Below are 24678 nucleotides of genomic sequence, written 5' to 3' on the forward strand. Positions count from 1 at the left end.
GGATATGAGAGGGTAATGTGATGAAAGAAAAACTTTCCGCCTTGATGGATGGCGAGCTTGATGTGGCAGACATCGATGGTTTACTTGCTGAAATGAAGCGCGATGCCTCGCTGAGTAAGGATTGGTATGATTGGCATCAGCTCAGCGATAATATGCAGGAACACCCCTTGCTTTCTCCTCAGTTTATGACGCGCTTTTCTGCGCGCTTGGCAGCAGAGCCAACGGTGGTGGCGCCGCAGCGCTTGAAACGCAGCTCGGTAATGAAGAAATTATTAGTGCCTTTAACTGCTGCTGCATCAATCGCCTTTGTGGGCGTGGCAGCATGGCAGACTAAAACGAACTTTAATACTGCGCCGGCAATGGTTGCAGTACAAAATGCGAAGCCTGTTGATAAAAAGCCACCCGCTATACGCGCCTACTTGGCTGCGCATAGCCAGGAATCTGGCAATGTACTGGCGGAGCGGGATATTGTTTATGCAGATTTTGGCACGGAGAATATGCGCTAGATGAGCGACTTGCTGGGTAGATTAAAGCCATTTGTGCTGTGCATCAGTTTGTTTTTGCCTGCGGGCGCCATGGCCGCAGCAGAGCTGAATAATTCAGATGCCGTGATTGTATTGAACCGGATGTCTGCTGCAGCTAAACAGAATGATTTTCAGGGACTCTTCACGCATCAGCATGGTGATTCCACGGAAACATTCAGAATTGTGCATGTGGGCAGTGAGCCGGTGGAGGTTGAGCGCCGTGAGTCGCTAGACGGCCCGCGCCGTGAGTATTATCGCAAGGGTGATCATGTCAGTATTTATTTGCCATCTAAGCGGACAGTCTCTTTAGACCGGCGTTTCAGCTCCAAATTGTTTCCCCAGCATTTGCCGGAAAACGCCGATTCGGTGCTGCTGAATTACAAGCTTAAAAAAGGCGGTATGGAACGGGTTGCAGGCTTAAATGCACAAATTTATGAGCTGGAACCCAGGGATGTTTACCGTTTTCCGCTGCGTTTATGGATGCATATTGATAGTGGGCTAGTTTTAAAGTCCGAACGCTTGGGGCCGTATTCTCAGCCTGTTGAGCTCTTTGTTTTTTCTGCGCTCACCCTCGGCAAGGTTGATCGCGCATTATTGAACCCGGTTAATCCTTTACGCCCAGTCGTTATTGAATCAAATCAGGGCGTGGCCAGTGCCCCAGTTGAGCCTGCGTGGATGATTGATCATCTCCCTCGCGGTTTTCGATTTATGAAAAGTATTCAGCGCACGCTGATTGGCAAAGAAATGCCCGTGGTGCAGCATTTGTACAGTGATGGCCTTGTTACGGTGTCGGTCTTTTTGGAGCCCGCCGTAGCAGAAGCCAGAGAAGGGGCTTCGCATCAGGGAGCGATGCATATGCAGGTGCGGCAAATTGATGGAAAAATGGTCACCGTATTGGGTGAAGTGCCTGCTGAAACAGTGAAGGCGTTTGCTCTTGCTTTTCAACCCCGCTAGTGAAAAACAATGATTGAAACAGAGGCACAGGTGCAGCGGCTGGATGGCGCTCATGCATGGGTAAAAATAAAACCACATACGCCCTGTGGCCGGTGCGATCCAGAAACTGGCTGCAAGGCTATGGCGCTAAGCCGAATGTTTGCTCAGTCGCAAGATGGCTTCAAGGTTAAAAATCCTTTGTCTTTTAAAGCGGGGGATTGGGTGATCGTTGCTGTTGAAGAACAAATGCTGCTTAAAAGCGCTGTGTGGGCTTATGGCGTACCGCTGCTGCTGCTGATTGCCGGCGCTGCAGCGGGCCAGTGGCTTGTGCCTCAGTCTCCTGTCAGTGCGGTGTTGGGTGGTGTATTTGGGTTTGTAGCAGGTTTCGTGCTGCTGAAACAGCAGCACCAGCTGGCGGCTTCGGCCGAGCCAGTCATTGTGGCGGGCAAAGCCGTAGCTGGCCCGCCGTTTCTTAGTCCTTGTCAAATGAAACGTAAACCATGATGAAAAAATTACTGTTAAGCCTTACTTTAGGCTTTGTTTCTGTCTCATCCATTGCGGCCGCTAATTTGCCTGATTTTACTCAGCTGGTTGAGAAAGAAGGCCGGGCAGTGGTCAATATTTCGACGACCTCTACGATCAAAGAGCAGCCACAGCAGATGGGTGATGAAGACGGCATGGATATCTTCCGTCGTTTTGGTTTCCCTGTGCCGCGGATGCTGCCGCGAAATGGCCAGCAACAGCAGCCCCGCGAGCGTCAGGCCCAATCCTTGGGGTCCGGTTTTATTATGGCGGCGGATGGTTACATTCTGACCAACGCCCATGTGATTGCTCAGGCCGATGAAATTACCGTAAAGCTGACAGATAAGCGCACCTTTAAAGCAAAAGTGATCGGTGCAGATGCCCGTACCGATGTGGCCTTGCTGAAAATTGATGCCACAGGTCTGCCTAAAGTGACGCTGGGCGATGCGAATAAATTAAAAGTAGGTGAGTGGGTTGTGGCGATTGGCTCGCCTTTTGGTTTTGAAAACACGGTGACCGCTGGGATTGTTTCAGCTAAGGGCCGAAGCCTGCCAGATGAAACCTTTGTGCCCTTTATTCAGACCGACGTAGCGATTAACCCAGGTAATTCCGGCGGCCCGCTCTTTAATATGGCCGGTGAAGTGGTTGGGATTAACTCGCAAATCTACAGCCGTTCGGGTGGTTTTATGGGCTTGTCGTTCTCGATTCCGGTTGATGTGGTGATGAAGGTTGCTGATGAGCTGAAGGCTACCGGTAAAGTGACACGGGGCCGGATTGGTGTGGCCATTCAGGAGTTAAATGATGATTTGGCAAAGAGTTTTGGTCTGAGCAAAATCAACGGCACACTTCTGGCAAGTGTAGAGAAAGATGGCCCAGCGGATAAGGCCGGTTTAAAACCGGGTGATGTGATTCTGAAATTTAATGGCCAGACCATTGCATCAGCCAGTGATCTGCCTAAATATGTGGCTGCTGTGCGCCCTGGTACAAAAGTGCCGGTGCAAATCTGGCGCGATAAAGCCATGCGTGAAGTGAGTGTAACGATTGGTGTGCTGGAACAATCTGATCGCACCACCGCTGAGCGTGAATATCGTGGTAGCCAGAATGACGAGGGCGGGCGCTTTGGCTTGTCGCTGCAGTCGGTGGATCCCGCTCAGCTGAAGGGGATGGGGCTGAAGTTTGCAGTGTTGGTGCAGGCTGCACGTGGCTCCGCAGCGAAGGCGGGTCTGCAGGGAGGGGATTTAATTGTAGGCGTTGCAAATCAGGAGCTGACCAGTCTTGCTCAGCTTAAGCAATCACTCACCGCTTTAAAACCCAATGAAGCAACGGCACTGCGTGTGATCCGTGGCGATGCCTCTATGTTTCTGACTTTGCGTGCGCCTGCTAAATGATTCAGCTTAAGTTATACGGAAGGGAATATTGCAGTCTGTGCCTTGTGATGCGGGATCTTTTGCAGCAGCAGGCACAGACTGCAGGCTTTGAGCTGGAGTGGATTGATATCGATGATATCGATCATCTGGAGGCGCAATATGGTGAATGGGTGCCCGTTTTGGCGGGTTCTGACGGAGTGGAAATTTGCCATTACCACCTCGATCAAGCGGCTCTTGATGCCTATATTGCTAATTTCCGTTAAAATCAGTGGAAATTAATATTTGGGGTACGATCGCGTACCCCTTTTTCGTGAAATATCTGGCAGGCCAATGGATCATATTCGTAATTTCTCGATCATCGCTCACATCGATCACGGCAAAAGCACGCTGGCTGATCGCTTTATCCAATTCTGTGGCGGCCTTGAGCTGCGGGAGATGAGCGCGCAAGTGCTCGATTCGATGGATATCGAAAAAGAGCGTGGTATCACGATTAAGGCGCAGACTGCTGCGCTGTCTTATAAAGCCCGTAATGGTGAGATTTATAATCTTAATCTGATCGACACCCCAGGGCACGTTGACTTCTCTTATGAAGTGAGCCGTTCTCTGGCTGCTTGTGAAGGCGCGCTCTTGGTTGTTGATGCCTCGCAAGGTGTTGAGGCGCAAACCGTGGCTAACTGCTACACCGCGCTGGAGCAAGGTGTGGAAGTGGTGGCGGTTTTAAATAAAATCGACTTGCCAGCTGCCGATCCTGAGCGTGTGATTCAAGAAATTGAAGACATTATTGGGATTGAAGCGACGGATGCTGTGCATGCCTCTGCCAAAAGCGGCATTGGTATCGAAGATATTCTGGAAACGCTGATTACCAAAGTACCACCACCTAAGGGTAATCCGGATGGCCCGCTGAAGGCACTAATTGTCGATTCTTGGTTCGATAATTATGTTGGTGTGGTCATGCTGGTGCGTGTGGTGGACGGCCAGCTTAGCCCGAAAGAAAAAATCATGTTTATGTCGAACAAGTCGCAGCATCTTTGCGAACAAGTCGGTGTATTCACGCCAAAAACAGTACAAAGAACCGTACTGAAAGCCGGTGAAGTGGGTTTCATCATTGCGGGTATTAAAGAAATTGCTAATGCCAAGGTGGGCGATACCATCACCACGGCTAAAGATCCGGCAACCGAGCCTTTGCCTGGTTTTAAAGAAGTAAAATCACAGGTGTTTGCGGGTTTGTACCCGATTGAAGGCCATGATTATGAAAAACTGCGTGATGCTTTGGAAAAGCTCAAGCTCAACGATGCTTCCCTGCATTATGAGCCTGAAGTTTCACAGGCTTTGGGCTTTGGTTTTCGCTGTGGCTTCTTAGGTCTATTGCACTTAGAAATCGTGCAGGAGCGCTTAGAACGCGAATTTGATATGGATCTGATTACCACTGCTCCCACAGTGGTTTATGAGCTGTTGCTGAAATCAGGCGAAGTGATTCATATCGAAAACCCGTCCAAGCTGCCGGATCCTTCTAAATACGAAGAAATTCGTGAGCCGATTATTACAGCAACGATTCTTGTGCCTCAGGATTACGTGGGCGCAGTGATGACGTTGTGTAATCAAAAGCGCGGTACTCAGCGCAATATGCAGTATATGGGTCGCCAAGTCATGCTGAGCTACGATCTGCCGATGGCAGAAGTGGTCATGGATTTCTTTGATCGTCTTAAATCTGTCAGCCGTGGCTATGCCTCGCTTGATTACGATTTCAAAGAATTCCAAGCCGCTGATTTGATTAAGCTTGATGTGCTGGTTAATGGCGAACGTGTGGATGCTCTGAGCCTGATTATTCACCGCAGCAGCAGCCAGTACCGTGGCCGTGAGCTGGTGGCGAAAATGCGCGAGCTGATTCCGCGTCAGATGTACGATGTGGCCGTGCAAGCAGCCATTGGTAGCCAGATTGTCGCGCGTGAAACAGTTAAAGCAACGCGTAAAGATGTTTTGGCAAAATGTTATGGTGGTGACGTTTCGCGTAAGCGTAAACTGCTGGACAAGCAAAAAGCGGGTAAGAAACGCATGAAGCAAGTCGGTAACGTTGAAATCCCACAAGAAGCTTTCCTTGCGATCTTGCAAGTGAGCGATAAGTAACACGATAAAAAGGAAAACGGATGAACTGGTTGTTTCTCGGGATTGTTTTCGTCATTTTAGGGCCGGTCCTGGTGGGTATTGGCGCCAAACATGAGCGTAAAGGCAGTGAGCCGCCTTCTTTAGTGCAATACGGCTATCTTTGTGTGGTCATGGGGCTGTTTATTGTGTTGGTGCAATATTGCTCGATTTCTGCGGCGATGCTGATCTTTGTACTGGTGACGGGAGTGATCTGGGGGCTGGACCGGTTTGTCTGGGGGAAGAAGCGCGGTGAAAAACCGGTTGCAGACTGGGTTGAGTATGGTCGAGGTTTCTTCCCGGTATTGCTTGCGGTATTTGTATTGCGCTCTTTTCTGGTTGAGCCATTTCAAATTCCATCCAGCTCAATGCGCCCGGGTTTAGTGGTGGGCGATTTTATTCTGGTGAATAAATTCGCTTATGGCCTGCGTACTCCCGTGATTAATAATGTGATGATTCCGGTGGGTAAGCCAGAGCATGGCGATGTGATGGTATTTAATTATCCGGAAAATCCTTCGCTTAATTATATTAAGCGTGTCATCGGTTTACCGGGCGATACCGTTGAGTATCGGAATAAAAAATTAACCATTAATGGCAAGGCGGTACCAACTGCCGATTTGCCCGATCATGAGTATGTTGAGCAGGGCACTTACCTGATTAATAATAAACAGTTTAATGAAAAACTGGGTACGCATGATTATTCAACCTTAGCAATGGCTGATGTGCCATCGGTTAATTTGGGCGAAGTGCGCGATTTTCCATACAGAGAAAATTGTCGCTATGATGAAGAAGGTTTCAGCTGCAAAGTACCTGAAGGTCATTTCTTTATGATGGGCGATAATCGCGATCACAGTGCCGATGGCCGTTATTGGGGTTTTGTTCCTGATAAATACGTGGTGGGTAAAGCTTTTCTTATTTGGCTTAATTTTAAAGATCTGGGGCGCGTTGGCACCTCGATTCGCTAAAGGAATAAATCATGCTTAATCGCCAGCGTGGTGTGTCTTTCGGTTCTTTTTTAATGCTCGCTATTGTGGGCTCCGTGATTGCAATTACAGCATTAAAAGTTGTTCCGACTTATATGGAATTCTTTACTGTAAAAAAAGCCATTGAGCGTACGGTAAGAGAATATGGTGCACAGCAACCCGCAGCAATTCGCGAGGGTTTTATGCGCCAGGCTTCGGTTGATAATATTCGGGATATCAGTGCTGCTGAATTAAAAGTTACTCAGGCAGGCAGTGATACCACGGTAAGTTTAAGCTACGAGCGGGTTGTCCCCATCGTGGGTAATATGAGTCTGTTGTTCGCTTTTGATATCCAAAAATCGAATACGCAGCAAGCTGCGGGTAATTAGTCGTGAGTGTTGTTCTTCCCCCAGAGCGCCTTTTAAGGGTGCTCTCTTATACTTTTAAAGAGCCAAAACTCTTTAAACAAGCTTTAACCCATCGTAGTTTTTCTTCTACGCATAATGAGCGGCTGGAGTTTATTGGCGATGGCATTTTAAATTCGCTGATTGCCCGTGCGCTTTATCTGACGTTTCCTAAACTTCCCGAGGGTGATTTATCGCGTCTTCGGGCCAGCTTGGTTCGCCAGGAAGCACTGGCCAGTATTGCCAGCGAGCTTAATTTGGGTGACTTTATCTGGCTTGGTGAAGGCGAGCTGAAAAGTGGCGGGCATCGCCGGCCTTCAATTCTGGCCGATGCACTTGAGGCTATTTTGGGTGCAATCTGGCTTGACGGTGGTTTTGATGCGGCAGATACCGTGGTCAATGCTTTGTTTGCCTCTAGGATTGCTGCCATTGATCCGCTGCTTGGTGCAAAAGATGCCAAGACCAGCTTGCAGGAGTGGCTGCAGGCCCGCCGTTATACGCTACCAGCGTACACTATTCTCAGGCAGGACGGCGAATCGCCGGATCAGATTTTTGAAGTGAGTTGCTGCATTGCGGAGGCCAAATTGCTGACTAAAGGCGTGGGCACCAGCCGCCGCGCTGCTGAGCAATTGGCGGCTGAATCCGCTCTTGCCATTCTGAGGGAGCAGTTTCCGGGTAAACATAAAAGCCCGGACAGCGCCCCGTTAAAAAGTAAACACGCTGCTAAACCGGCAGCAAAAGGTAAACGTGTATGAGCGAGATGGATATCCAAAACGAAGCTGTTGATTTTCGCTGCGGCTTTGTGGCCATTGTGGGCCGCCCTAATGTGGGTAAATCAACGCTGTTGAATCAGCTGATTGGTCAGAAAATCAGTATTACTTCACGTAAAGCACAGACAACGCGCCATCGTATTACGGGTGTGCATAGCTCTGATACCGCTCAGTTTGTATTTGTTGATACGCCAGGGTTTCAAACCAAGTATCAAAATGCGCTTAATCAGGCGATGAATCGCAGCGTCACCAGCACTTTGGCTGATGTCGATGTGATTTTATACGTGATTGAGGCGGGATATTTCAGTGCTGCGGACGAAGAAGTATTAAAGCTATTGCCTGATAATCGCCCTGTGTTGTTAGTGCTCAATAAAATTGACGAGCTGAAAGATAAAAACGAAATGTTCCCGTTTATTGAAGCGATGAATGAGCGTTTTAAATTTCATGCGATTGTGCCTATTTCCGCGCAAAAAAATCTGAGTATCGATGTCTTGCTGAAAGTGGTTGAGCCACTCTTGCCAAAATCAGTGCCTCTGTACGATGTCGATCAGGTGACCGATCGCAATGAGCGCTTTTTAGCCGCTGAAATTATTCGTGAAAAGATTTTTCGCCTGATGGGTGAAGAGTTACCTTACTCCATGACCGTTGAAATCGAAAAATTTGAAGACGATGAAACGAGGGATGGGCGTGAATTGCGTCGCATCCATGCCGCTGTTTTGGTAGACCGTGACGGGCAAAAAGCCATGCTGATTGGTCAAAATGGTGAAAAACTCAAGCGCATCGCCACCGAAGCACGTCAGGATATGGAAAAACTCTTTGATGCCAAGGTGTTTTTGGAAGTCTGGGTTAAAGTGAAAAGTGGCTGGGCAGATGATACACGTCTTGTCCGTCAGTACGGCTACGAATAAGCACTGTGGCAAGACCTACTAAGCTACGCATTGATCATCAGGCGGCCTTTGTACTGCACCAGTACCCGTACAAAGAAACCAGCCGCCTGCTTGATGTGTTCAGCCGGGATCATGGCCGCATCATGATGGTGGCCCGGGGTGCCCAGCGCCCTGGTTCACAACTTCGCAGTATTCTCCTTGGTTTTCAGCCTGTACTTTTATCCTGGTTTGGCGTGGGTGAGCTTAAAACGCTGCACTCGGCAGACTGGCAGGGGGGAGTTCCGCAGCTGAGTGGTTTGCCTCTGCTTTGCGGCTTTTATCTTAATGAGCTGCTCTTACGCCTTTTGCCTCGGGATGAAACCCATCCTCTGCTGTTTGCCAGTTATTTCGAGGCGATCAGAGCGCTCTCGGTTTTGCCTGCCAGTGGCGCGGGTGTAGAGCCAGTGCTGCGTGAGTTTGAGCGCATCCTGTTGGATGAAATGGGCTATGGCGCAGACTGGATGCATTGCATTGATCAGCCGCTTGAGGCCGGGCGGCGATACAGCTTTGATCCTACTGAAGGCATTGTCCCTGCGCGGATGAATTATCCGCAATACGATGGCAGTGCTTTATTGGCTTTTGCTGCGGGTGATTACATACGAGCGGCAGCCCAGGGTAAATTATTAATGAGGCAGGCTTTTTCTGCGATTTTGGGTGATGCGCCTTTGCATACCCGCCAGCTATTAATTGATTTACAAAAGCTATAAAAGTCAAAGCACTTGCCATTACGCACCCGAAGCGGTTGTTTTATATTCTGTTATCAATTGATGACCATCAATATAATCAATTACCTATAGTCAAAAATTCAAATTCAGAATGCGTGTTTGCAATTAATATTGCATGCTAAATGTACAAGACAAGGGAAAGTAAATGATAAAGGCGGGTAAAGTTGTAAATAGATGGTATAAATAATTAAAATAAATGTAACCCTTGTCGAAGCAGGGGGAAGCTCAGTAAACTAAGCAGAGGCTATTATTTTAAGAGCTGGCATGTATTCGTAAGTTTTCCTTGAGGGGAGTACGTGATGATTAGCATTTCACATGAAAATGATTATATTCAGACCGTGGTTTTTGGTGAATTTACCCTGCAGGATTATCGTGAATTTGAGCAGGCCGTTCTTTACCAGTCTGAATTTCACGGGCCAGTTGCTTTGTTATTTGATTTACATGAAATGCTGAGCTATACGCTTGACATGGCTTTGGAAGAAATTAAGTTTGTCCGCGAGCACGGGCAAATATTTCAACGGGTGGCGGTCGTGAGCTCTGATCAATGGGTAACGTGGTCAGCATGGATAAGCCGTCTGTTTACGGATGCAGAAATTGGCATGTTTACCGAAAGTGACGATGCTAAAACTTGGTTGATGGAAGAAACCGACCTCAATGGGGCGACTCCAGCCTGACAGGCGATTTTATGCGTAATATTCTCTCTGCTATTTTTTCCAAAGATAAATCGCCATTTGTAAATGCGAAAGCAGCTACAGCGTGGTGCAAACGCCTGCAAGAAATTGATACGCAATCCCAGCAGTTAAAAATTCATGATGCAGTGACTGCTTTTATCCACGAAGGCAGGGCTGCAACTTCAGATGGCTTGCAGGCCTTGTTGCTGATTGATGATGCGGCACAATCTTCGTATGATGCTGTTTGTTACCAATATATTGCTAATCCTCGGATGTCTAAAGACATCGAAAGCCGGTTATGGAAGCAAATTACCAGTTTTGCTGCGGATATGTCTTCGGTATATCAGCTGTTTGTTCAGTCAGATATGGAAGGCAGCAAAAAAGCTGAATTGGCTTTGTTAATGCCTAAAGTATTGGCACGCAGCCTGCATTATTTATCCATTCAGGCAAAATGGCATTATTTTCGTTTTGAAAAGGTTCCTCCCAAATTATGGACCCTTTCTCATCAGCTTTATCGTATTTCTGAAATCGAAGGTTGTGACAGCAATCCATTTCCTTTGTATCCATCCCATGCAAATGAAGTGACTTCATGCGCAGATGAATATATCCAGATGTTAATGCTGGGCTCTTTATCCAATAATAATTTATCAGTCAGGCAAATTGACTGGGTGGATCACTGGCTTAATCAGTGGTCTAAATTAATTCAATTGTCACGGAAATTCCAGGAAGGCCGCTATCATTTATGTGTGAATTTGCAGGCAGCAGAAGGCGTGCAAAAAATTCAGGCAGAAAGCGAAGGCGAGCCATTCAGATACTGGGGTTTGCATGATTTAATGCATGAATTAGAAGATACTTTACGCCGCCTAGAAAATGGTGCTACGCCCCGTGATCTGGGTATGGGGAAGGAGTGCCCGGCGCCACTTGCTGTTGAATTACTTAAACACCTCGATCTTTTCTGGCTAATGAGTATCCGTAATAGCGTGGTCCAAAGAAGTGAGCGTAAAAAGGTTGCAAAGATAGCCGATATTATTTCCGGGCTTGATTCAATCATTGCGCATGTGCGTTTGGATAACGATAAAAATATGCGCAGAAATGCGGGTGATGATCGTGGCAAGGTCGATTACGATGAAATTATGGATATGCGTCTCTATGGTTTTGTTTCTACCCGTACAAAAGAAAAGGGTGCGCCTTCTAAAACGGTAGAGAATAAACCGCAGGATTGGCAGGTCTGGAATATCGAGAATGAAAGTGTGGGGGGCTATGGTGCCGTTGTTCATCTTTCTGAAAATGAGTGGATTAGGCCGGGTTTATTATTGGCTAATCGCTTAGGGCGAAATGAGAATTGGCATTTAGGCGTGATTCGCCGTTTAAATCGCCTAGGGGATGATGAGGTTTATGTGGGCATTCAGTCGCTTGCGGTCACCCCCATTGCGGTCAGTTTATATCTGGAGAAAGAAGAGCGCCGCGAGCACATCTCTTTAGCTGCAGATTCCACTTTGGGTGTGGCGGATTTGCCGCATGTGCGTACTGCACTTTATTTGCCACATCAAATGGATGGCAAAAATGTGAATACGCTGATTTTGCATTCTGCTGATTATGGTACAGATAAAATTTATCGTGTACAGGCGCGTGAACGGGTGTTTATGGTGCGTCTTGGCTCTGTGATTGAAAAGGGCGTGGATTGGATTTGGGTGACTGTCTTTGTGATTAGCCAAGAATAATCATAGATTTTAAATAAAAAAAACAGCCAGAGAATTTCTCTGGCTGTTTTTTTATTTCCAGTCGGCGCGTAATGTTCTAACTTGTTGTTCTAAATATTGGCGGCTTGCCAATTCCGCGGGTACGGGCTCGCCAACCATAAAGCCAATTTTGGCCCAGATGCTACGTGGCATTTTCATCATCGCAGCGCCATCTTTGCGGCTGAAAAAGCTGCCCCATAAACCTTGTAATGCAATGGGCACAACGGGGACTGGAGTGCGTTTAATAATCTCGTCAATGCCGGGCTTGAAGGTATTGATTTCACCTGTATGAGTGATTTTTCCTTCAGGAAAAATACAAATGATTTCACCATCATTTAAGTATTCAGCTACTTTATTAAAAGCCTGCTCTTTCATGTTTGGATCTTCACGCATGGGGGCAATAGGAATGGTGCCTGCGGTGCGGAATATAAAATTAAGTACCGGGATTTTAAAAATGCGGTGATCCATCACAAAACGCACAGGGCGACGTATGGCCCCCGCAATAATCATGGCATCCATAAAGCTGACATGATTGCAGACCAATACACACGGGCCTTTTTCTGGAATGTTATCTAGGCCCTGATGCCGGACGCGATACAGCGTGTGAGTCATGACCCACACCAGAAAACGCATCATAAATTCAGGAATCAGTGTGTAGATATAAATGGATACGCCGATATTCATCAGCGCAACAATTAATAATAATCCGCGTATGGATACGTTACAGCTTAGCAGGGCAATGCTGATGCCTGCAGCCACCACCATAAATAGCGAATTCAGAATGTTATTGGCGGCAATAGCCCGTGATGTGAATTCTTTTTCTGTGCGCATTTGCACCAGAGCATAAAGCGGCACAATAAATAAACCGCCAAATACGCCCATCAGGGCGATGTCGGCCATAATGCGCCAGTGCGATGCCAGACTGACAAATTCTGATAATGAGTAATGCGTTGTTGAGGGTTGCCCAATAGCAAAAAAGAGGTCAATGCCAAAGAATGAAAGCCCTAAAGAGCCAAATGGTACTAGGCCTAGCTCAATCTTTCGCCCAGAAAGTTGTTCGCAAAGCACAGAGCCTAAACCTACGCCAATCGAAAAGAGGGCTACTAGCAGGGTATAAACAGCTGCATCACCGCCTAAAATATTTTTTGATAAGCTGGGAAGCTGAGTTAAATAAACCGCACCAAAAAACCAGAACCATGAGATTCCTAATAAGCTGTTAAATACCGTTTTATTCGCTTTGACATGTTTAATAATTTGCCATGTTTCGGCAAATACATTCCAGTTGATTTTAAGGTCTTTAACAGGAGCGGGGGCTGCAGGCATGCTTCTGCTGCTGATCCAGCCTAAAATAGCGACACCAAGGCAGGCCCAGATAATTAAAGATTCACCATGTGGCTGGTGTTGAATAATCATGGTGCCGGCAATTTGCCCCAAAAGAATAGCCACAAAAGTGCCCATTTCAATCAGGCCATTACCGCCTAATAATTCTTGGTCTTTTAAATATTGCGGCAATATGGAGTATTTTAATGGGCCGAATAGTGCTGAATGCACGCCCATCATAAATAAGCAGCCCATCAGGATGGCCGCATCTTTTTGCCAGAAGCCAATGCCGGCGGCCAGCATAATGGCAATCTCAAGCAGCTTTACCCATTGTGCAACACGGGCTTTGTCGTATTTTTCTGCTAATTGCCCTGCAAATGAAGAGAATAGAAAGAAAGGCAGAATAAAAATACCCGCAGCGGCATTGACTAGCGCATTAGCGCTTAGCCCTGCTGCGGATAATCCATGAAATGTGATCATCACCAATAAGGCGTTTTTAAATAAATTGTCATTAAATGCGCCCAGGGATTGCGTAATAAAGAGGGGCAGGAAACGACGTGACTTCAGAAGATCGAACTGGTTTGTCTGGTGCATAAAATCTTATCCGCAGGGAATTTCGACCAAGTCTAACCGAGAAGGGGTACTTATAGAATGGCTTTTTTTGCCTGTGGTTTGAATCTGCTCTTTTTATGTCACCTTATGCATGGCGTAGCGAGTAATACCTTGCTTAAGTCATTGAATCTGATGGGCTAATGGGGTGTTATGCTTATGCAGGCCAAATCGCCCCGAGTATGCGTAAGCCTCGAGCGCCGGTGACACCGGGAAGATTGGCTGGTTGTCGGTCTAGGCAGCACTTTGCCAGCCATGCAAAGGCGTAGGTTTCCATCCAGTCTGGCGCAACACCCAGTGCCGCTGTGGTGGCGATTTGGGTTTGTGGCAGCTCAAGGGCAAGCATACGCATCAGCGTTGGGTTGTGTGCGCCGCCACCACATACATAAAGTGTGCTGATCTCATCTGCCCGGAGCGTATCGGCAATGCTGCGGGCGCTGAGGGCGCAGAGCGTGGCTTGTACGTCGCAGGGAGCATCGCTGCGCTGGCTCAGATTCATTTTCAGCCAGTCCCGGTGAAATAAATCCCTGCCTGTGCTTTTGGGTGCTTTGAGGGCAAAGTAGGGGTCTTGCAAAAATTGCTCAAGTAAATCCGGTAAGACTTGCCCGCTGGCCGCCCATGCGCCGTCTTTGTCGTAACGCAGGCCTTGGTGCTGGTGAATCCATAAATCCATCAGTACATTGCCCGGTCCTGTGTCAAAGCCGCATGCAGGCTGGTGAGGGATGAGTAGTGAGATATTGGCGATCCCGCCGATATTGACCAAAGCACGTTTTTGCTGAGGGCTGGCAAACAGAGCTTGATGAAATGCGGGCACCAGCGGTGCACCTTGCCCGCCCGCAGCCACATCGCGAGACCTGAAATCCCCCACCACGCTGATGCCGGTTTTTTCAGCCAAGCGGGCGTGGTTGCCAATTTGCAGGGTGTAACCGCATTCCGGCCGGTGACGGATGGTCTGGCCGTGATTGCCAATGGCTTCGATATCGCTGGCAGCAAAGCACGCCTGCGCTAACAAGGCATGAATGGCATCGGCGCAGGCATCGGAATGCGCATTGGCGGCCAGCTGAGCCAGGTGCAGCTCGTTGGGTTGAGGGGATTGCAGATTAAGCAACTGGCTGCGCAGATCATCGCTTAATGGCGTGCCTTGGGCTGCAATCAAACGGGGCGGCTTGCTGGAAAAATCGACCAGAGCGACATCAATGCCATCGAGACTGGTGCCTGTCATTAAACCTATAAATAGCCGTTGCCCGTTCAATTTATGATCTCTGTTATGTGTTCTTTAACGTAAATTGCAAACTTATTCAGCCCGGGCCTGCTCAATTCTCTGCAAGAAAGCCAGCTGGTTCCTCGTTTGAGTGGCGATGGGCTGAAAGTGCGCTAAGTAGCGGCTTTCAATGGGTTTTGCGGTGGGCAATTTCAGCGCGACCGGGTCAACCTGCTGGCCGTTTATTTTAAATTCGTAATGCAGGTGCGGGCCTGTCACGCGGCCTGTGGCCCCTACAAGGCCAATTACTTCGCCTTGCTTGATCTTGGAGCCTTGCCTTAAGCCCGGAGTAAATGCCGACATATGTGCATACAGCGTGCTGTATTTGCCATCATGGTTAATTTCAATATGCTTACCGTAGCCACTATTGTCCTCGGTGATTTTGCTGATTACCCCATCAGCAGTGGACATAATCTTGGTGCCGGTGGACGCTGCAAAATCGATCCCTTTATGTTGGCGCCATGATTTTAACACGGGATGAAAGCGTAGCTTAAAGCCTGAGCTGATTCGGGAGAATTCAACCGGATTTTTCAGGAAAGATTGCTTAAGACTATGACCATCCGGTGTGTAATACGCGCCTTCTGTGCTGCCGGGCGGGGTGTACCAGAGTGCCTGCAGGGTTTTGTTTTTATCGCTGAATTCAGCGGCTAGGATTTTCCCTGTTTTAATCTCAATGCCGTCGTGGGTAAAGCTTTCATAGACTACGCTGAAACGGTCGCCTTTTTGTAATCCACGGTGAAAATCAATTTGGCCAGAGAAAATATCGATTAACTGCTTGGTGACATCGTCAGGGATATTCAGCTGATCGGTGCTGGCGTAAAACGAGCTATTAATCGTGCCGGATTTAACGACCGTGTGCTGCTGGGTAGTGGCTTCATCAATACTGGCTTTAAAGCCGTCTTTCTGCCGGGTGATTTTGATTTCCTGGCTTTTATTGTTGAGATAATGCAGCTCAAGCAAGGCACCAGAGCGCTCTGTTTTAGCGCGCAGGGTGCGCCCGGTATGCAGTTCATATAGCGATTTGGCGATAGGGTCGGTTTTGATAAATTGGGCGGCGTCCTTGTCGTCCACATTCAGCCGGTTCAGCGCCGCAGACAAGGTGTCGCCGGCGCGAATGACGTCTTCGTGCCAGATGGGGCTGTCATTCTGGGCGAATGATAAAGGCGGTGTTGCAATCGGCTCGGTTTGGGTATTCAGCCTGATTTCTTCCTTTGGCCCAAACTCTGCCACACCATAGGCGGTAAGGGTAATGCAGGAAGGAATCAATACAATCAGCCAACTGCGGGAAATAAAGCGGGGCGTAATGCTGGCAGAGCGGGTACTTATTCTTTTAACAAAATCCTGAATCATTCGAGGCATAGGATGACCGATAAAATGCGCTGGCTAGCTGGCTAGCTGGGTAGCAGAGCGTTCGTTATAAGAAGAAAGGGCGGTTTGATCCGGTATCATGCATTTGTCAGGCTGCTTGGCATCGCATCAACAGCTTAATGGCGGCAGGCTGCAAGGGTGAATGGCTGGAGTAACGCAGGCAGACAGGTTTTATCTGATTTTCGTTACAGAACAGTCTTAAATCCGACCGGTCGCCAGCATAACAGAATGCTAATTTTCGTCAAACTTCCTTTATTAACATCGGTTTAGCGTAATAATTACACTTAAAAACATGAACTGAATTTTGTTTCCAGAATGATATTAAAAAGATGTCTCATGGTGACGTAATCCCTTTCATTTGGCTGCCAGCATTTTCAAAGAGCATGTTCTTTAACCCATGTTGTGGCTTGCTTCGTGAGAAATAATGACGTTAGCAATGAAAAGTATCATGCACTCAGGTTTGAGCGTGCTTCATCTGGCTAAGCAGGCAATGCAGCATTTCAGTTGATAGCCCATGCAATACCAGCCGGTGGCCTGCGTGTAAGGTAGAGAGCGGAACCAGCGGGTGTTTATTATTTAACAGTAATAAATGCTGCGGCGTATTAAGCAGGGTGGCGACGTAGACACCCATGGTTTCATCCATTTGCAGCGAGTTGGCCGCGCGCCAGAAGTCGTTATCTGTAAGAAATAACTGGTAAACCGGTGTGAATATTTCGATCGCTGTTTGTACATCAATCCAGTTTGAGCGTCCCTGTGGCATGGATGTCAGTGCCAGTGGCGGCTCGCCGATCATGCTGAAATCGATATTTGCAACGGCCTCGAGCGTTTTGTCTTCATTGCGCAAGGCTTGGTTTAGCCGGATGATAAAGTTGAACAGGTTTAAATCGTGTTTCAGAAATAATTCATCGGTCAAATCATCGATCGTCAGTGGTCGCAGCGATGAAAGCGGCACGCTGACGGGGGCATTGCGCTCGATAAATTCAATAATCTGCGCGCCTAAATGAAAGTGCCGCAGGATCAGCCAGTTGGCCTCGGGGGACACAAAGCCCTTTAAGCCCCAGACCAGTATGCGGTGCAGCATTTTGGATGCAGACCAGTGCTTGGGCAGAATGACTTTTAAAATCTGAATCAAAATCATGCAAAGCCGGGCCAGTGGTCGCACAAAGGGCAGCAGATACTGGCGGGAAGGCGATGCCAGCTCGCTTAGCCATGCACGTTTAACATGATCGGGTAACGGTGTGCTTTGATCCAGATACATGGCAAGCCAGGGATTAGGGTCGCGTGGGTCGTGGGCGGCTTGCAAGAAATCGTCTTTAGGCATGGGGTGCTCAATATGTTGATGAGACTGCGATATTTAGTGCCTACGGCACGTTGATTTAGGTGCGGGATCCCCGCGAAGTATTTAATTTCTGAACGGCCAGAAATCATAGTACGCAAAGAGGCCGCCCCGACCAGCACGAAGGCCCCTTACTGCGGACAGCGGCGGCTGCGGAGCTCGCTTCGCTCAGACAGTCCTCGCCGAAACCCCTCCCGCTTGTTCCTTATTTCGGCGTGCTTCAAGGGCAGATTTAAGACCCATGCTACTAGCCGTGATTAAAGTTCAGATTATCTGGGCTTTAAAAATTCTTAAAAACCCAATAGAAAAGACCTAAATTCAAAGACAGCTTTTTTCCGTGAAACTCCGTGTTTCAAGATTTTGTTTTTACTAAATATGCTCAAACTGCATTAAATAAAGCTGCGCGCAGCGTTTGGCGGTGTTGAGTATGGCGTGAGCTGCTTTTGGATCGATGGCGAGGGTGATTTCTACTGCGGCCAGCCAGCGAGCCAAGTGGTGTTCGTCATTGGTGCCATGGTATTCCAAAAATTTAAATGCTTGTGGTGGCAGGTCCACTTGCTGGCGTAGCATGGGCAGGAGCGCAGGCACGATGCGCTGGCCGGTGCCTTCGATGATATAAATTGCGCCCAATAGGCCGATTGGGTTGGGGGTTGCGGCGAGAGCATGCAGATAGCTGTTGAGCGCTTCGCCACCGGGGTTACGTTTAAGTGCGGTCAGCGGCAGCTCGCCACCGGCGGCTTGGTAGTCTTGGTAGAGAATTTCAAAGTCATGTTGTTCGTCATTGGCGTGCAGCTCAATCAGGCTGGCGAGTGGGGCAAAATCACCATTCAGGGAGGCTGCCGCTTCTCTCATCCACAAGCTGCCTTCACGTACTTGCGGCACCCATGCGGCGGTCCAGTCGCGGTAGCTTGCCACATCAAAACGCTGGCTCACCAGTTGTGAAATCACAGGGCTGCGCCAGACTTGCGAGCGATAATCTTGCCACAGGCTGGCGAGCTGAGTGAGCAGCGGTTGCAGCGCAAGCGGGGCATTCTCGGCTTGATGTGGCGCAGGGATGTTGGGCTCGAAGGAGTTTGTGGTGATCGCTGGAGCAATCGCTGGGCTGCTGGTTTCACCCTTTACCACTTCAAATAGCATATACGCCGCGCTGATTCGTCCTGATTCCGGAATAAAGCAGAAAATCTTTTCACCGGCTTTAAGTGGTTTGGTTTGTAAGAAATCGGCCAGCATAATAAAAATGGATGCCGCACCGGTATTGCCGCGCGTTGCCAGATTGCTATACCAGCGCTCGGGCGGGATGCTCAGGCCTGCTTTTGCGAGTAAATCCTCCACTACCGGCATGAATTTGGCCGATGAGTAATGGCAAAGAAAATGGTCAATGTCGGTCGATTTAATCCAGCCTTCATTAACCAGTTTGACGTATTCATGGATACACACATCAAACAGCTGCGGCAGCATGCGGATATCCTGGCGCAGCGACATCGCCCCTGCGGCTTCAGCTTCATCGGAAGAAGCAAAGTCCAGAAAAGACTGGCTGCGATCCTCCGTCAGCCCCAGCTGCATACACACGGGATAATCACCAGAAAAGCTCTTTTGATGGATCCATTTCAGCTTGATATTCAGCCCTGCCTTGGCCTGGCGGCTGAGTAGCAGCGCGCCTGCACCATCGGATAGCATCCAGCGCAAGAAATGTGCGTCAAAATCGCTTTGATAGCCGCGCGGGGCAAAGCGGCTTTTTTTGAACATGCGTGATGGCATTTCGGCGGCCACCGCTAGCGCTTGCTGATGAGCACCAAGCTCGATGGCTTGCGCAGCAAATTCAATGGCGCTGACGCCTGCTGCACATACGCCCTGGCAGGATACGGTTTGCATCGGCGGCGCGGCCAACTCACCCTGAATCATATTGGCAAAGCCCGGCATCAGTGCGTCCCCCCCTGATGAGCCTACGGCCAGTAAGCTCACTTTATCGAGTGATACTTGTGCTCTGTCTAAACACTGATGCACTGCGGTAGCGGCCATCTGGGCGTGGTTTTCTACGGTCTGGCCCTCTGCATCAATCCCGTAATGCCGCGTTTGAATGCCGTTTTCAGCCAAAATCCGGCTTTTGATACGCATGGAAATACGGTTGATGGGCGCAATATAGGCATCCATTTCTTCATTATTGACGGCTGGCCCGGGCAGATGCAGCCCCGCTGCGGCAAGGTATACATGTTCAAACTGAATCGGCATCAAGATTCCTTAGTGGGTTTCATCAGGCTATAGCTACGCCAGCGCGGGAAAATAGGGCTTAGAAAATAGCTGCGGCACATATACCAGAGTAGTGGGCCCGCATTAAGGCGGGGATCGATCTGATCACGGTATTGCAGATGGAGCTGATTGAGGGCAGACCAGTGCGCGCGGGGGTGGCGATGGTGCGCCGTATGTAGGCCGATATTAAACAGCAGCGGGTTGACCCAGCCTTCAAAATTGCGGGCAAAGTTAATCGGCGAGTTGCCATCGGCATGGGCGTGTTGCAGGTAATTGGTGGCGAGCAGCCAATGCAGCCCATAGAGCTGTGGCAGTAAAACAAAGATCATAAACTTTTGCCAGTTCAGCCAAGCCAGAATACCCCAGAGTAAGAGCACGGCGGCATATTGACGCAGGCAGTAATAAAATACGCCTCTATGTCGCTGCCTTAAGCCCAAGAGCCAGTTTATAAACAGCGGGTAGAGTACGATCGTGGCTTGCAGTGGGTGTAAAAGATAGCCGGCCAGGTTGTTGCTGTCGCCACTAAAGCGATAGGTACGCGCCACGTCTTTGGGGCCGTGGCGATAGCGGTGATGATTGCGGATATGCGCCGGATAAAACACAAAAGTCGGGTGGCCCTGCAAGAGCGTGATCCAGAAATCGCTGATCCGGTTGAGCTGCTTACTGCGCCACATCCGCAGATGAGTGTGATTGTGGTGAATAACGCTGATGCCTAGGGTGAGAAAAAGCATCAGGGCGAAAAGAGCAAGGTTGATTAAAGTATTCAGCCCGGTGCGCCACAGCCATGCCACCAGCAGCGGTTGCAGAATTAAGTAGCTCAAGCTTTGCCAGTCGCGTTGATTACGCAGCATGGCGTTTAATCTGCTTGTCAGCGGCGTCCGGTGGCAGGGCGGTGTTTAATAAGCGGTCCATAAACGGAAACATAAAGCCGTAATTACCGTGAAAACAAGCATGGTGCAAATGATGGCGGCGCGCGCCATTAAGCCACCAGCGGTCATGATGGGCATCAGGTAAAAAATCGTAATTGGAATGGCCGATATTATTGAAAATAATACTGAAAACAGGGACAGCCGCGAGTGAGTAAATCGAGAAATCGTGCACCAGCATCGGCAGCATAATCACATTGCCCAGCATGATGGCTTCGATGGGGTGAAAGCTATAGGTCGACCAAGGTGTGGTGACCATCGAGCGATGGTGTGGCAAATGAAAATGCTTTAGCCAGCGGGTGTGTAGTAGGCGGTGGTTGATATAAAAATGGATTTCATTCCAGATGATTAAGGCGCTGATCTCGATGGTTAGCTGTGTCGCCGACGCCTGCAAGGCCAAATGCGCCCAGCCCAGCTGCAACATGCCCCATGGGAAAACCATGCCCGTGCCAAATAAAAAAATGGTCAGTAGGGAAAGGCGCAGCTCGCGGCGCAGCTGCTCATGCCCTTGTGGGCGGGGATCAAGTACATGGCCATAGGCGATTTTTGGCAGCAGCCAGTGACTTAAAAACCAGGTTAGCCCTCCAAAACCAAAATACAGCGCGGCAAAAAACAGCACGCCAACGCCCATGATTTCATGCCACTGAGTAGTCAGAATATATTCGCGCACATTGTGACAAAGGAAAAGTGATAAATGATTGTATGCCAATTGGCTGGCCATTCACACTGAAGCGGCTGATTTTCTGTGTACGCTTGTTACTTATCGATCGTTTTTTTGTTAGATACCTTGCAATTTACTTACTTAACACCTTTGTTTTTAGTATGGGGTTGGCCTGTTTCTGCCGTAGCAGCATCACTGAGCCGCCAGATAGTCGTATACCACGCTGCCCATTCCTAGGGTGAGATCCGCCAGAATATGGGTGCCGCTGAGCACTTCAAGCACGGGCAATTGTGCAACGGGAGCTAGGGCATGTTGTGCCAGCTCTATGGCTGCAGGGCCGGTCCATGCGCCTTTGACGGTCACGTCTTCCAAGTAGTAGCGAACTAATTCGCAAATTCGCGGGCTGCCATCTACATGCGGAATAATCTTTAGCAGATAATTGGCCGCCAGCAGGCTTTCCCGTACTTTGGCATGATCTAAAGCCTGATATTTATAGCCCATGGTGGCGGTGACCACACGTACAGGGCCATAGTCCAAAGTGCCAAGGTAAGTGTTTTTATCAACGGAGAGCGCAGGTGAGGCGAGCTTTTTAGGAAAGCCCCACAGCTCGCGGCCACCGGCAATGGGGGCTTCTGCATTTAAATACATTGAATGCACATAAGCACCTGGCTTGCCCTCAAACTGAACCGGGATCACCTGGCCCGATTCGGTATAGTCGCCAAAACCAGAGCTGTCCGGCATGCGGATAAACTCATATTTCACAACGGGTACATCAAAGCAGAGCGGCTCAGGCAAGATGGCGCGCAGCGCATCTGGATCCGTGCGGTAGGTCACAATCAGGTATTCGCGATTTACAAATTTGTAAGGCCCGGGTGGGAAGGCGGGATTAGTCAGTGGCATGGCAAACGCCTTGCGCCGGATGTCTGCAATATTCATATTTGCTCCTGAAGCAAGTAAGGCGAAGAGAGGGGCACGCAATAAGCAGGCGGCTCGAAATAGCCAGCAGGTCGTTTTATGCTACTGAAACGGAGGCATCAATTTGCGCAAGATAATGACAGCAGGCTGATGGTTAAGTGTATATTGCTCAGTTTTTAATTTACACCAAATATGTTTTATATTTCCGATGACTGTAATTAAAAAATATTTATTCTTTGTAAAAGCATGACGACGGGCATAAAAAAGCCCGTCTAAACAACGGGCTTTTCGAGGGGCGTATCTTACAGTGCGGGGGTAAGCTGCAATGCCTCGGCATCACTGATTTTCCACTCTGCTTTTAAGCGCCACTGTCGGGTAGTGTCACTGAGCTCAACTTGCCAGCGGGGTTGGGTGAGCGCGTTTTCCAGCTTGCCCACATAAAACTGTGGCGCTTGTTTGGTCAGGATAATGGTTTGGTCTTTACCTGCGCGGGTAGGATGCATAAGTTTAAGCACCAGATCATCTTTAACCGCTTTATTGAGCTGGATGCGGATGGATTTGCCATCTTCACCCAGCATCAGCTGGCCGCTCAGGCCTAGTGTAGTGGCTTTGGTGTCCCGATGAATCTGACTGTTGATTTCCTGGCCTTCTTTGTAATAGTCATCGCTCACCAAGCCATCATCTGTTTTGACCGCCTGATAGAACATATTGATGCCACCAATAACGGCAACAACAGGAAAAAGAATCAGCAGCCAAACATGGCGATGTTTATACCAAGGCTGATTTTCCATTGGGTCTTTTTGCATCTTATCGTCCTATAAAGCTTGATTTTTCGCGCGTTTGAATGGCGGGGTTATCGCTGGCGGTAATAATAAAGTGCATTTCATGCCCGCCAGGGCCTGCTTTGCCAGGATCTACCTGAATGCGTACGCCTATATCCTGGCTACCAGTGGCAGGTACAAAAATTTGACCCGTGCCTTCGATAATAGTTCTTGATCCGGGTAGACCATCTGTGGTGATGATATAGCTATGGGCTTTTTCATCCGCGTTTTGGATTTGTAAACGGTAGCTGTTTTCCAGCCAGCCATCTTCGGCTTCCCTTACCATGGCAACCCGATCCCGTGAGATATTTACTTTAATTGGTTTACGTAAGATTAAAGAGCCAATGGTTGTGCCCAGTACAATCAGCAAGACCAGCAGATACATGATGACTCTGGGGCGGGTTATTTTTTTGATAATGTCGCGTTCAGGATATTTGTGCTCCAGCGCGTTTTCGGTTGTGTAGCGGATCAGCCCGCGCGGGTATTGCATCTTATCCATGATTTCATCACAGGCATCAATACAGGCCGCGCAACCAATACACTCATATTGCAAACCATCACGGATATCGATACCTACAGGGCACACCTGTACGCAGACGGTGCAATCGATGCAATCGCCTAAACCGGCGGCTTTATAATCTGTACCTTTCTTACGGCTGCCCCGTGCGTCGCCCCGTTCGGCATCGTAAGAAATAATCAGGGTGTCGGCATCAAACATGGTGCTTTGAAAGCGTGCGTAGGGGCACATGTACTTGCATACTTGTTCACGCATCCAGCCTGCATTGCCATAGGTGGCAAAGGCATAGAAAAATACCCAAAAGGTTTCCCATGGGCCAAGGCCAAACTGGGTGATTTCGCTCCAGAGTGTGCGGATTGGCGTGAAGTAGCCAACAAAGGTAAAGCCAGTCCAGAGCGACAAGATGATCCAGATGCTGTGCTTAATGGCTTTTAAGCGAATTTTATGTGCGGTAGTGGGGGCGTTATCAAGCTTGATACGCGCCATCCGGTCGCCTTCTACCCATTTCTCTATCCAAAGAAAAATCTCGGTATAAACGGTTTGTGGACAGGCATAACCACACCAAAGCCGCCCGCCAGCGGTTGTCCAGGCAAATAGGCCAATGGCGCTGGCGAGGAGTAGGGCGGTGAGATAAATAAAATCTTGCGGCAGGAAAACAAAGCCGTAAATATAAAAAGTGTGCTCGGTGATGTTAAAGAGCAGTGCCTGACGGCCATTCATCTGCAGCCACGGCATGCCGTAGAAGAAAAGCTGAGTGATCACCACAAACAGAATACGCCAACGATTAAACAGGCCATTTACCCAGCGCGGGTAGATTTTTTTGTGTTTGCTGTAAAGGTGGATTTCTTCGTATTCGCCATCGTCTTTGATAACGGTGACAGGAATATCGCGTAGTTTTTTACTCATTTCCTTACCTACTCCTGGCAAAACGTTTTGCACGAGCCTTTATGCAAAATATTTCGATCAAGGAAAAACGGGCGGGATATCCCCGCCCGTTTTAATGGTGTTTTGTGAG

At 48.8% G+C, this 24678-nt stretch carries 23 protein-coding genes; 13 read left to right on the top strand and 10 right to left on the bottom strand.

Translation table 11 applies throughout. The features are described from left to right. The first annotated feature begins 20 nt into the window (after positions 1 to 20). The 13 genes from DYD62_RS09985 (at position 21) to DYD62_RS10045 (ending at position 11664) form a co-directional block, all read left to right on the top strand. Entirely contained in the window at positions 21 to 506 is a 486-nt protein-coding gene (locus tag DYD62_RS09985; RefSeq protein ID WP_115227200.1) for a sigma-E factor negative regulatory protein, read from the top strand. After that, positions 507 to 1478 carry a MucB/RseB C-terminal domain-containing protein gene (locus DYD62_RS09990; protein ID WP_115227201.1) on the top strand — a complete coding sequence of 324 codons (972 nt, stop codon included), beginning with the start codon at positions 507 to 509 and terminating at the stop codon, positions 1476 to 1478. Positions 1479 to 1487: 9 nt separating this feature from the next. Then, positions 1488 to 1961, top strand: coding sequence for a SoxR reducing system RseC family protein (locus DYD62_RS09995; RefSeq protein WP_115227202.1), 474 nt, complete (start codon positions 1488 to 1490; stop codon positions 1959 to 1961). Continuing rightward, the gene (locus DYD62_RS10000) at positions 1958 to 3367 is read left to right on the top strand and encodes a DegQ family serine endoprotease (RefSeq protein WP_115227203.1); all 1410 of its coding nucleotides are present in this window, start codon (positions 1958 to 1960) and stop codon (positions 3365 to 3367) included. The genes DYD62_RS09995 and DYD62_RS10000 overlap by 4 nt, the downstream gene beginning before the upstream one ends. Further along, positions 3364 to 3609, top strand: a complete 246-nt coding sequence (locus tag DYD62_RS10005; protein WP_115227204.1) for a glutaredoxin family protein — start codon at positions 3364 to 3366, stop codon at positions 3607 to 3609. Before DYD62_RS10000 ends, DYD62_RS10005 begins: the two co-directional genes overlap by 4 nt. Positions 3610 to 3676: 67 nt before the next feature. Further along, the gene (gene lepA, locus DYD62_RS10010) at positions 3677 to 5470 is read left to right on the top strand and encodes a translation elongation factor 4 (RefSeq protein WP_115227205.1); all 1794 of its coding nucleotides are present in this window, start codon (positions 3677 to 3679) and stop codon (positions 5468 to 5470) included. Positions 5471 to 5490: 20 nt separating this feature from the next. After that, a complete protein-coding gene (lepB, locus tag DYD62_RS10015; RefSeq protein WP_099399362.1) occupies positions 5491 to 6450 on the top strand; it encodes a signal peptidase I in 960 nt (319 codons plus the stop codon). Positions 6451 to 6461: 11 nt separating this feature from the next. After that, the gene (locus DYD62_RS10020; protein ID WP_115227206.1) at positions 6462 to 6836 is read left to right on the top strand and encodes a DUF4845 domain-containing protein; all 375 of its coding nucleotides are present in this window, start codon (positions 6462 to 6464) and stop codon (positions 6834 to 6836) included. Between the two features lie 2 nt (positions 6837 to 6838). Further along, positions 6839 to 7606: a ribonuclease III gene (gene rnc, locus DYD62_RS10025; RefSeq protein ID WP_115227207.1), complete on the top strand. Its 768-nt coding sequence runs from the start codon at positions 6839 to 6841 to the stop codon at positions 7604 to 7606. Continuing rightward, complete coding sequence (gene era, locus DYD62_RS10030; RefSeq protein ID WP_099399359.1) at positions 7603 to 8529, top strand: GTPase Era; 927 nt, start codon at positions 7603 to 7605, stop codon at positions 8527 to 8529. Before rnc ends, era begins: the two co-directional genes overlap by 4 nt. 5 nt (positions 8530 to 8534) lie before the next feature. Continuing rightward, the gene (recO, locus tag DYD62_RS10035; protein WP_165928620.1) at positions 8535 to 9254 is read left to right on the top strand and encodes a DNA repair protein RecO; all 720 of its coding nucleotides are present in this window, start codon (positions 8535 to 8537) and stop codon (positions 9252 to 9254) included. A 317-nt stretch (positions 9255 to 9571) separates the two neighbouring features. Further along, positions 9572 to 9946 (top strand): SpoIIAA family protein, encoded by a 375-nt coding sequence (locus DYD62_RS10040; protein ID WP_115227209.1) that lies wholly within the window; start codon positions 9572 to 9574, stop codon positions 9944 to 9946. An 11-nt stretch (positions 9947 to 9957) separates the two neighbouring features. Then, on the top strand, positions 9958 to 11664 hold the full coding sequence (locus DYD62_RS10045) for a cyclic-di-GMP receptor FimW-related protein (RefSeq protein ID WP_115227210.1): 1707 nt from the start codon (positions 9958 to 9960) through the stop codon (positions 11662 to 11664). 51 nt (positions 11665 to 11715) lie between these two features. Here the strand turns inward: DYD62_RS10045 and DYD62_RS10050 are convergent, their stop codons facing one another. The 10 genes from DYD62_RS10050 to ccoG all read right to left on the bottom strand — a co-directional run bounded on the left by DYD62_RS10050 (position 11716) and on the right by ccoG (position 24569). After that, a complete protein-coding gene (locus DYD62_RS10050) occupies positions 11716 to 13596 on the bottom strand; it encodes an MFS transporter (protein ID WP_115227211.1) in 1881 nt (626 codons plus the stop codon). A gap of 172 nt (positions 13597 to 13768) precedes the next feature. After that, the gene (locus DYD62_RS10055) at positions 13769 to 14863 is read right to left on the bottom strand and encodes an anhydro-N-acetylmuramic acid kinase (RefSeq protein WP_207916357.1); all 1095 of its coding nucleotides are present in this window, start codon (positions 14861 to 14863) and stop codon (positions 13769 to 13771) included. Between the two features lie 42 nt (positions 14864 to 14905). After that, positions 14906 to 16231 (bottom strand): M23 family metallopeptidase, encoded by a 1326-nt coding sequence (locus tag DYD62_RS10060; protein WP_115227213.1) that lies wholly within the window; start codon positions 16229 to 16231, stop codon positions 14906 to 14908. A 463-nt stretch (positions 16232 to 16694) separates the two neighbouring features. After that, positions 16695 to 17561, bottom strand: a complete 867-nt coding sequence (locus tag DYD62_RS10065) for a DUF6999 family protein (protein WP_115227214.1) — start codon at positions 17559 to 17561, stop codon at positions 16695 to 16697. A 384-nt stretch (positions 17562 to 17945) separates the two neighbouring features. After that, a complete protein-coding gene (locus DYD62_RS10070; protein WP_115227215.1) occupies positions 17946 to 19805 on the bottom strand; it encodes a StlD/DarB family beta-ketosynthase in 1860 nt (619 codons plus the stop codon). After that, on the bottom strand, positions 19805 to 20674 hold the full coding sequence (locus DYD62_RS10075) for a fatty acid desaturase (protein ID WP_115227216.1): 870 nt from the start codon (positions 20672 to 20674) through the stop codon (positions 19805 to 19807). Before DYD62_RS10075 ends, DYD62_RS10070 begins: the two co-directional genes overlap by 1 nt. Then, positions 20664 to 21419: a sterol desaturase family protein gene (locus DYD62_RS10080; protein ID WP_207916362.1), complete on the bottom strand. Its 756-nt coding sequence runs from the start codon at positions 21417 to 21419 to the stop codon at positions 20664 to 20666. The genes DYD62_RS10075 and DYD62_RS10080 overlap by 11 nt, the downstream gene beginning before the upstream one ends. Before the next feature lie 183 nt (positions 21420 to 21602). Then, complete coding sequence (locus DYD62_RS10085) at positions 21603 to 22346, bottom strand: acetoacetate decarboxylase (RefSeq protein WP_115227217.1); 744 nt, start codon at positions 22344 to 22346, stop codon at positions 21603 to 21605. Between the two features lie 281 nt (positions 22347 to 22627). Beyond that, complete coding sequence (locus DYD62_RS10090) at positions 22628 to 23131, bottom strand: FixH family protein (RefSeq protein ID WP_115227218.1); 504 nt, start codon at positions 23129 to 23131, stop codon at positions 22628 to 22630. A gap of 1 nt (position 23132) precedes the next feature. Beyond that, positions 23133 to 24569 (bottom strand): cytochrome c oxidase accessory protein CcoG, encoded by a 1437-nt coding sequence (gene ccoG, locus DYD62_RS10095; protein WP_115227219.1) that lies wholly within the window; start codon positions 24567 to 24569, stop codon positions 23133 to 23135. Positions 24570 to 24678 lie beyond the last annotated feature (109 nt).

Origin of the sequence: Iodobacter fluviatilis, from assembly GCF_900451195.1 — a bacterium.
GTDB lineage: Bacteria > Pseudomonadota > Gammaproteobacteria > Burkholderiales > Chitinibacteraceae > Iodobacter > Iodobacter fluviatilis.

Coding starts and splice junctions, on each gene's coding strand:
- lepB (WP_099399362.1), top strand. CDS start 5,491: ATGAACTGGTTGTTTCTCGGGATTGTTTTCGTCATTTTAGGGCCGGTC.
- lepA (WP_115227205.1), top strand. CDS start 3,677: ATGGATCATATTCGTAATTTCTCGATCATCGCTCACATCGATCACGGC.
- DYD62_RS09985 (WP_115227200.1), top strand. CDS start 21: ATGAAAGAAAAACTTTCCGCCTTGATGGATGGCGAGCTTGATGTGGCA.
- ccoG (WP_115227219.1), bottom strand. CDS start 24,569: ATGAGTAAAAAACTACGCGATATTCCTGTCACCGTTATCAAAGACGAT.
- DYD62_RS10090 (WP_115227218.1), bottom strand. CDS start 23,131: ATGCAAAAAGACCCAATGGAAAATCAGCCTTGGTATAAACATCGCCAT.
- DYD62_RS10040 (WP_115227209.1), top strand. CDS start 9,572: ATGATTAGCATTTCACATGAAAATGATTATATTCAGACCGTGGTTTTT.
- DYD62_RS10060 (WP_115227213.1), bottom strand. CDS start 16,231: ATGCCTCGAATGATTCAGGATTTTGTTAAAAGAATAAGTACCCGCTCT.
- DYD62_RS09995 (WP_115227202.1), top strand. CDS start 1,488: ATGATTGAAACAGAGGCACAGGTGCAGCGGCTGGATGGCGCTCATGCA.
- DYD62_RS10075 (WP_115227216.1), bottom strand. CDS start 20,674: ATGCTGCGTAATCAACGCGACTGGCAAAGCTTGAGCTACTTAATTCTG.
- DYD62_RS10065 (WP_115227214.1), bottom strand. CDS start 17,561: ATGCCTAAAGACGATTTCTTGCAAGCCGCCCACGACCCACGCGACCCT.
- era (WP_099399359.1), top strand. CDS start 7,603: ATGAGCGAGATGGATATCCAAAACGAAGCTGTTGATTTTCGCTGCGGC.
- DYD62_RS10085 (WP_115227217.1), bottom strand. CDS start 22,346: ATGAATATTGCAGACATCCGGCGCAAGGCGTTTGCCATGCCACTGACT.
- DYD62_RS10045 (WP_115227210.1), top strand. CDS start 9,958: ATGCGTAATATTCTCTCTGCTATTTTTTCCAAAGATAAATCGCCATTT.
- DYD62_RS10050 (WP_115227211.1), bottom strand. CDS start 13,596: ATGCACCAGACAAACCAGTTCGATCTTCTGAAGTCACGTCGTTTCCTG.
- DYD62_RS09990 (WP_115227201.1), top strand. CDS start 507: ATGAGCGACTTGCTGGGTAGATTAAAGCCATTTGTGCTGTGCATCAGT.
- DYD62_RS10005 (WP_115227204.1), top strand. CDS start 3,364: ATGATTCAGCTTAAGTTATACGGAAGGGAATATTGCAGTCTGTGCCTT.
- DYD62_RS10020 (WP_115227206.1), top strand. CDS start 6,462: ATGCTTAATCGCCAGCGTGGTGTGTCTTTCGGTTCTTTTTTAATGCTC.
- DYD62_RS10000 (WP_115227203.1), top strand. CDS start 1,958: ATGATGAAAAAATTACTGTTAAGCCTTACTTTAGGCTTTGTTTCTGTC.
- DYD62_RS10070 (WP_115227215.1), bottom strand. CDS start 19,805: ATGCCGATTCAGTTTGAACATGTATACCTTGCCGCAGCGGGGCTGCAT.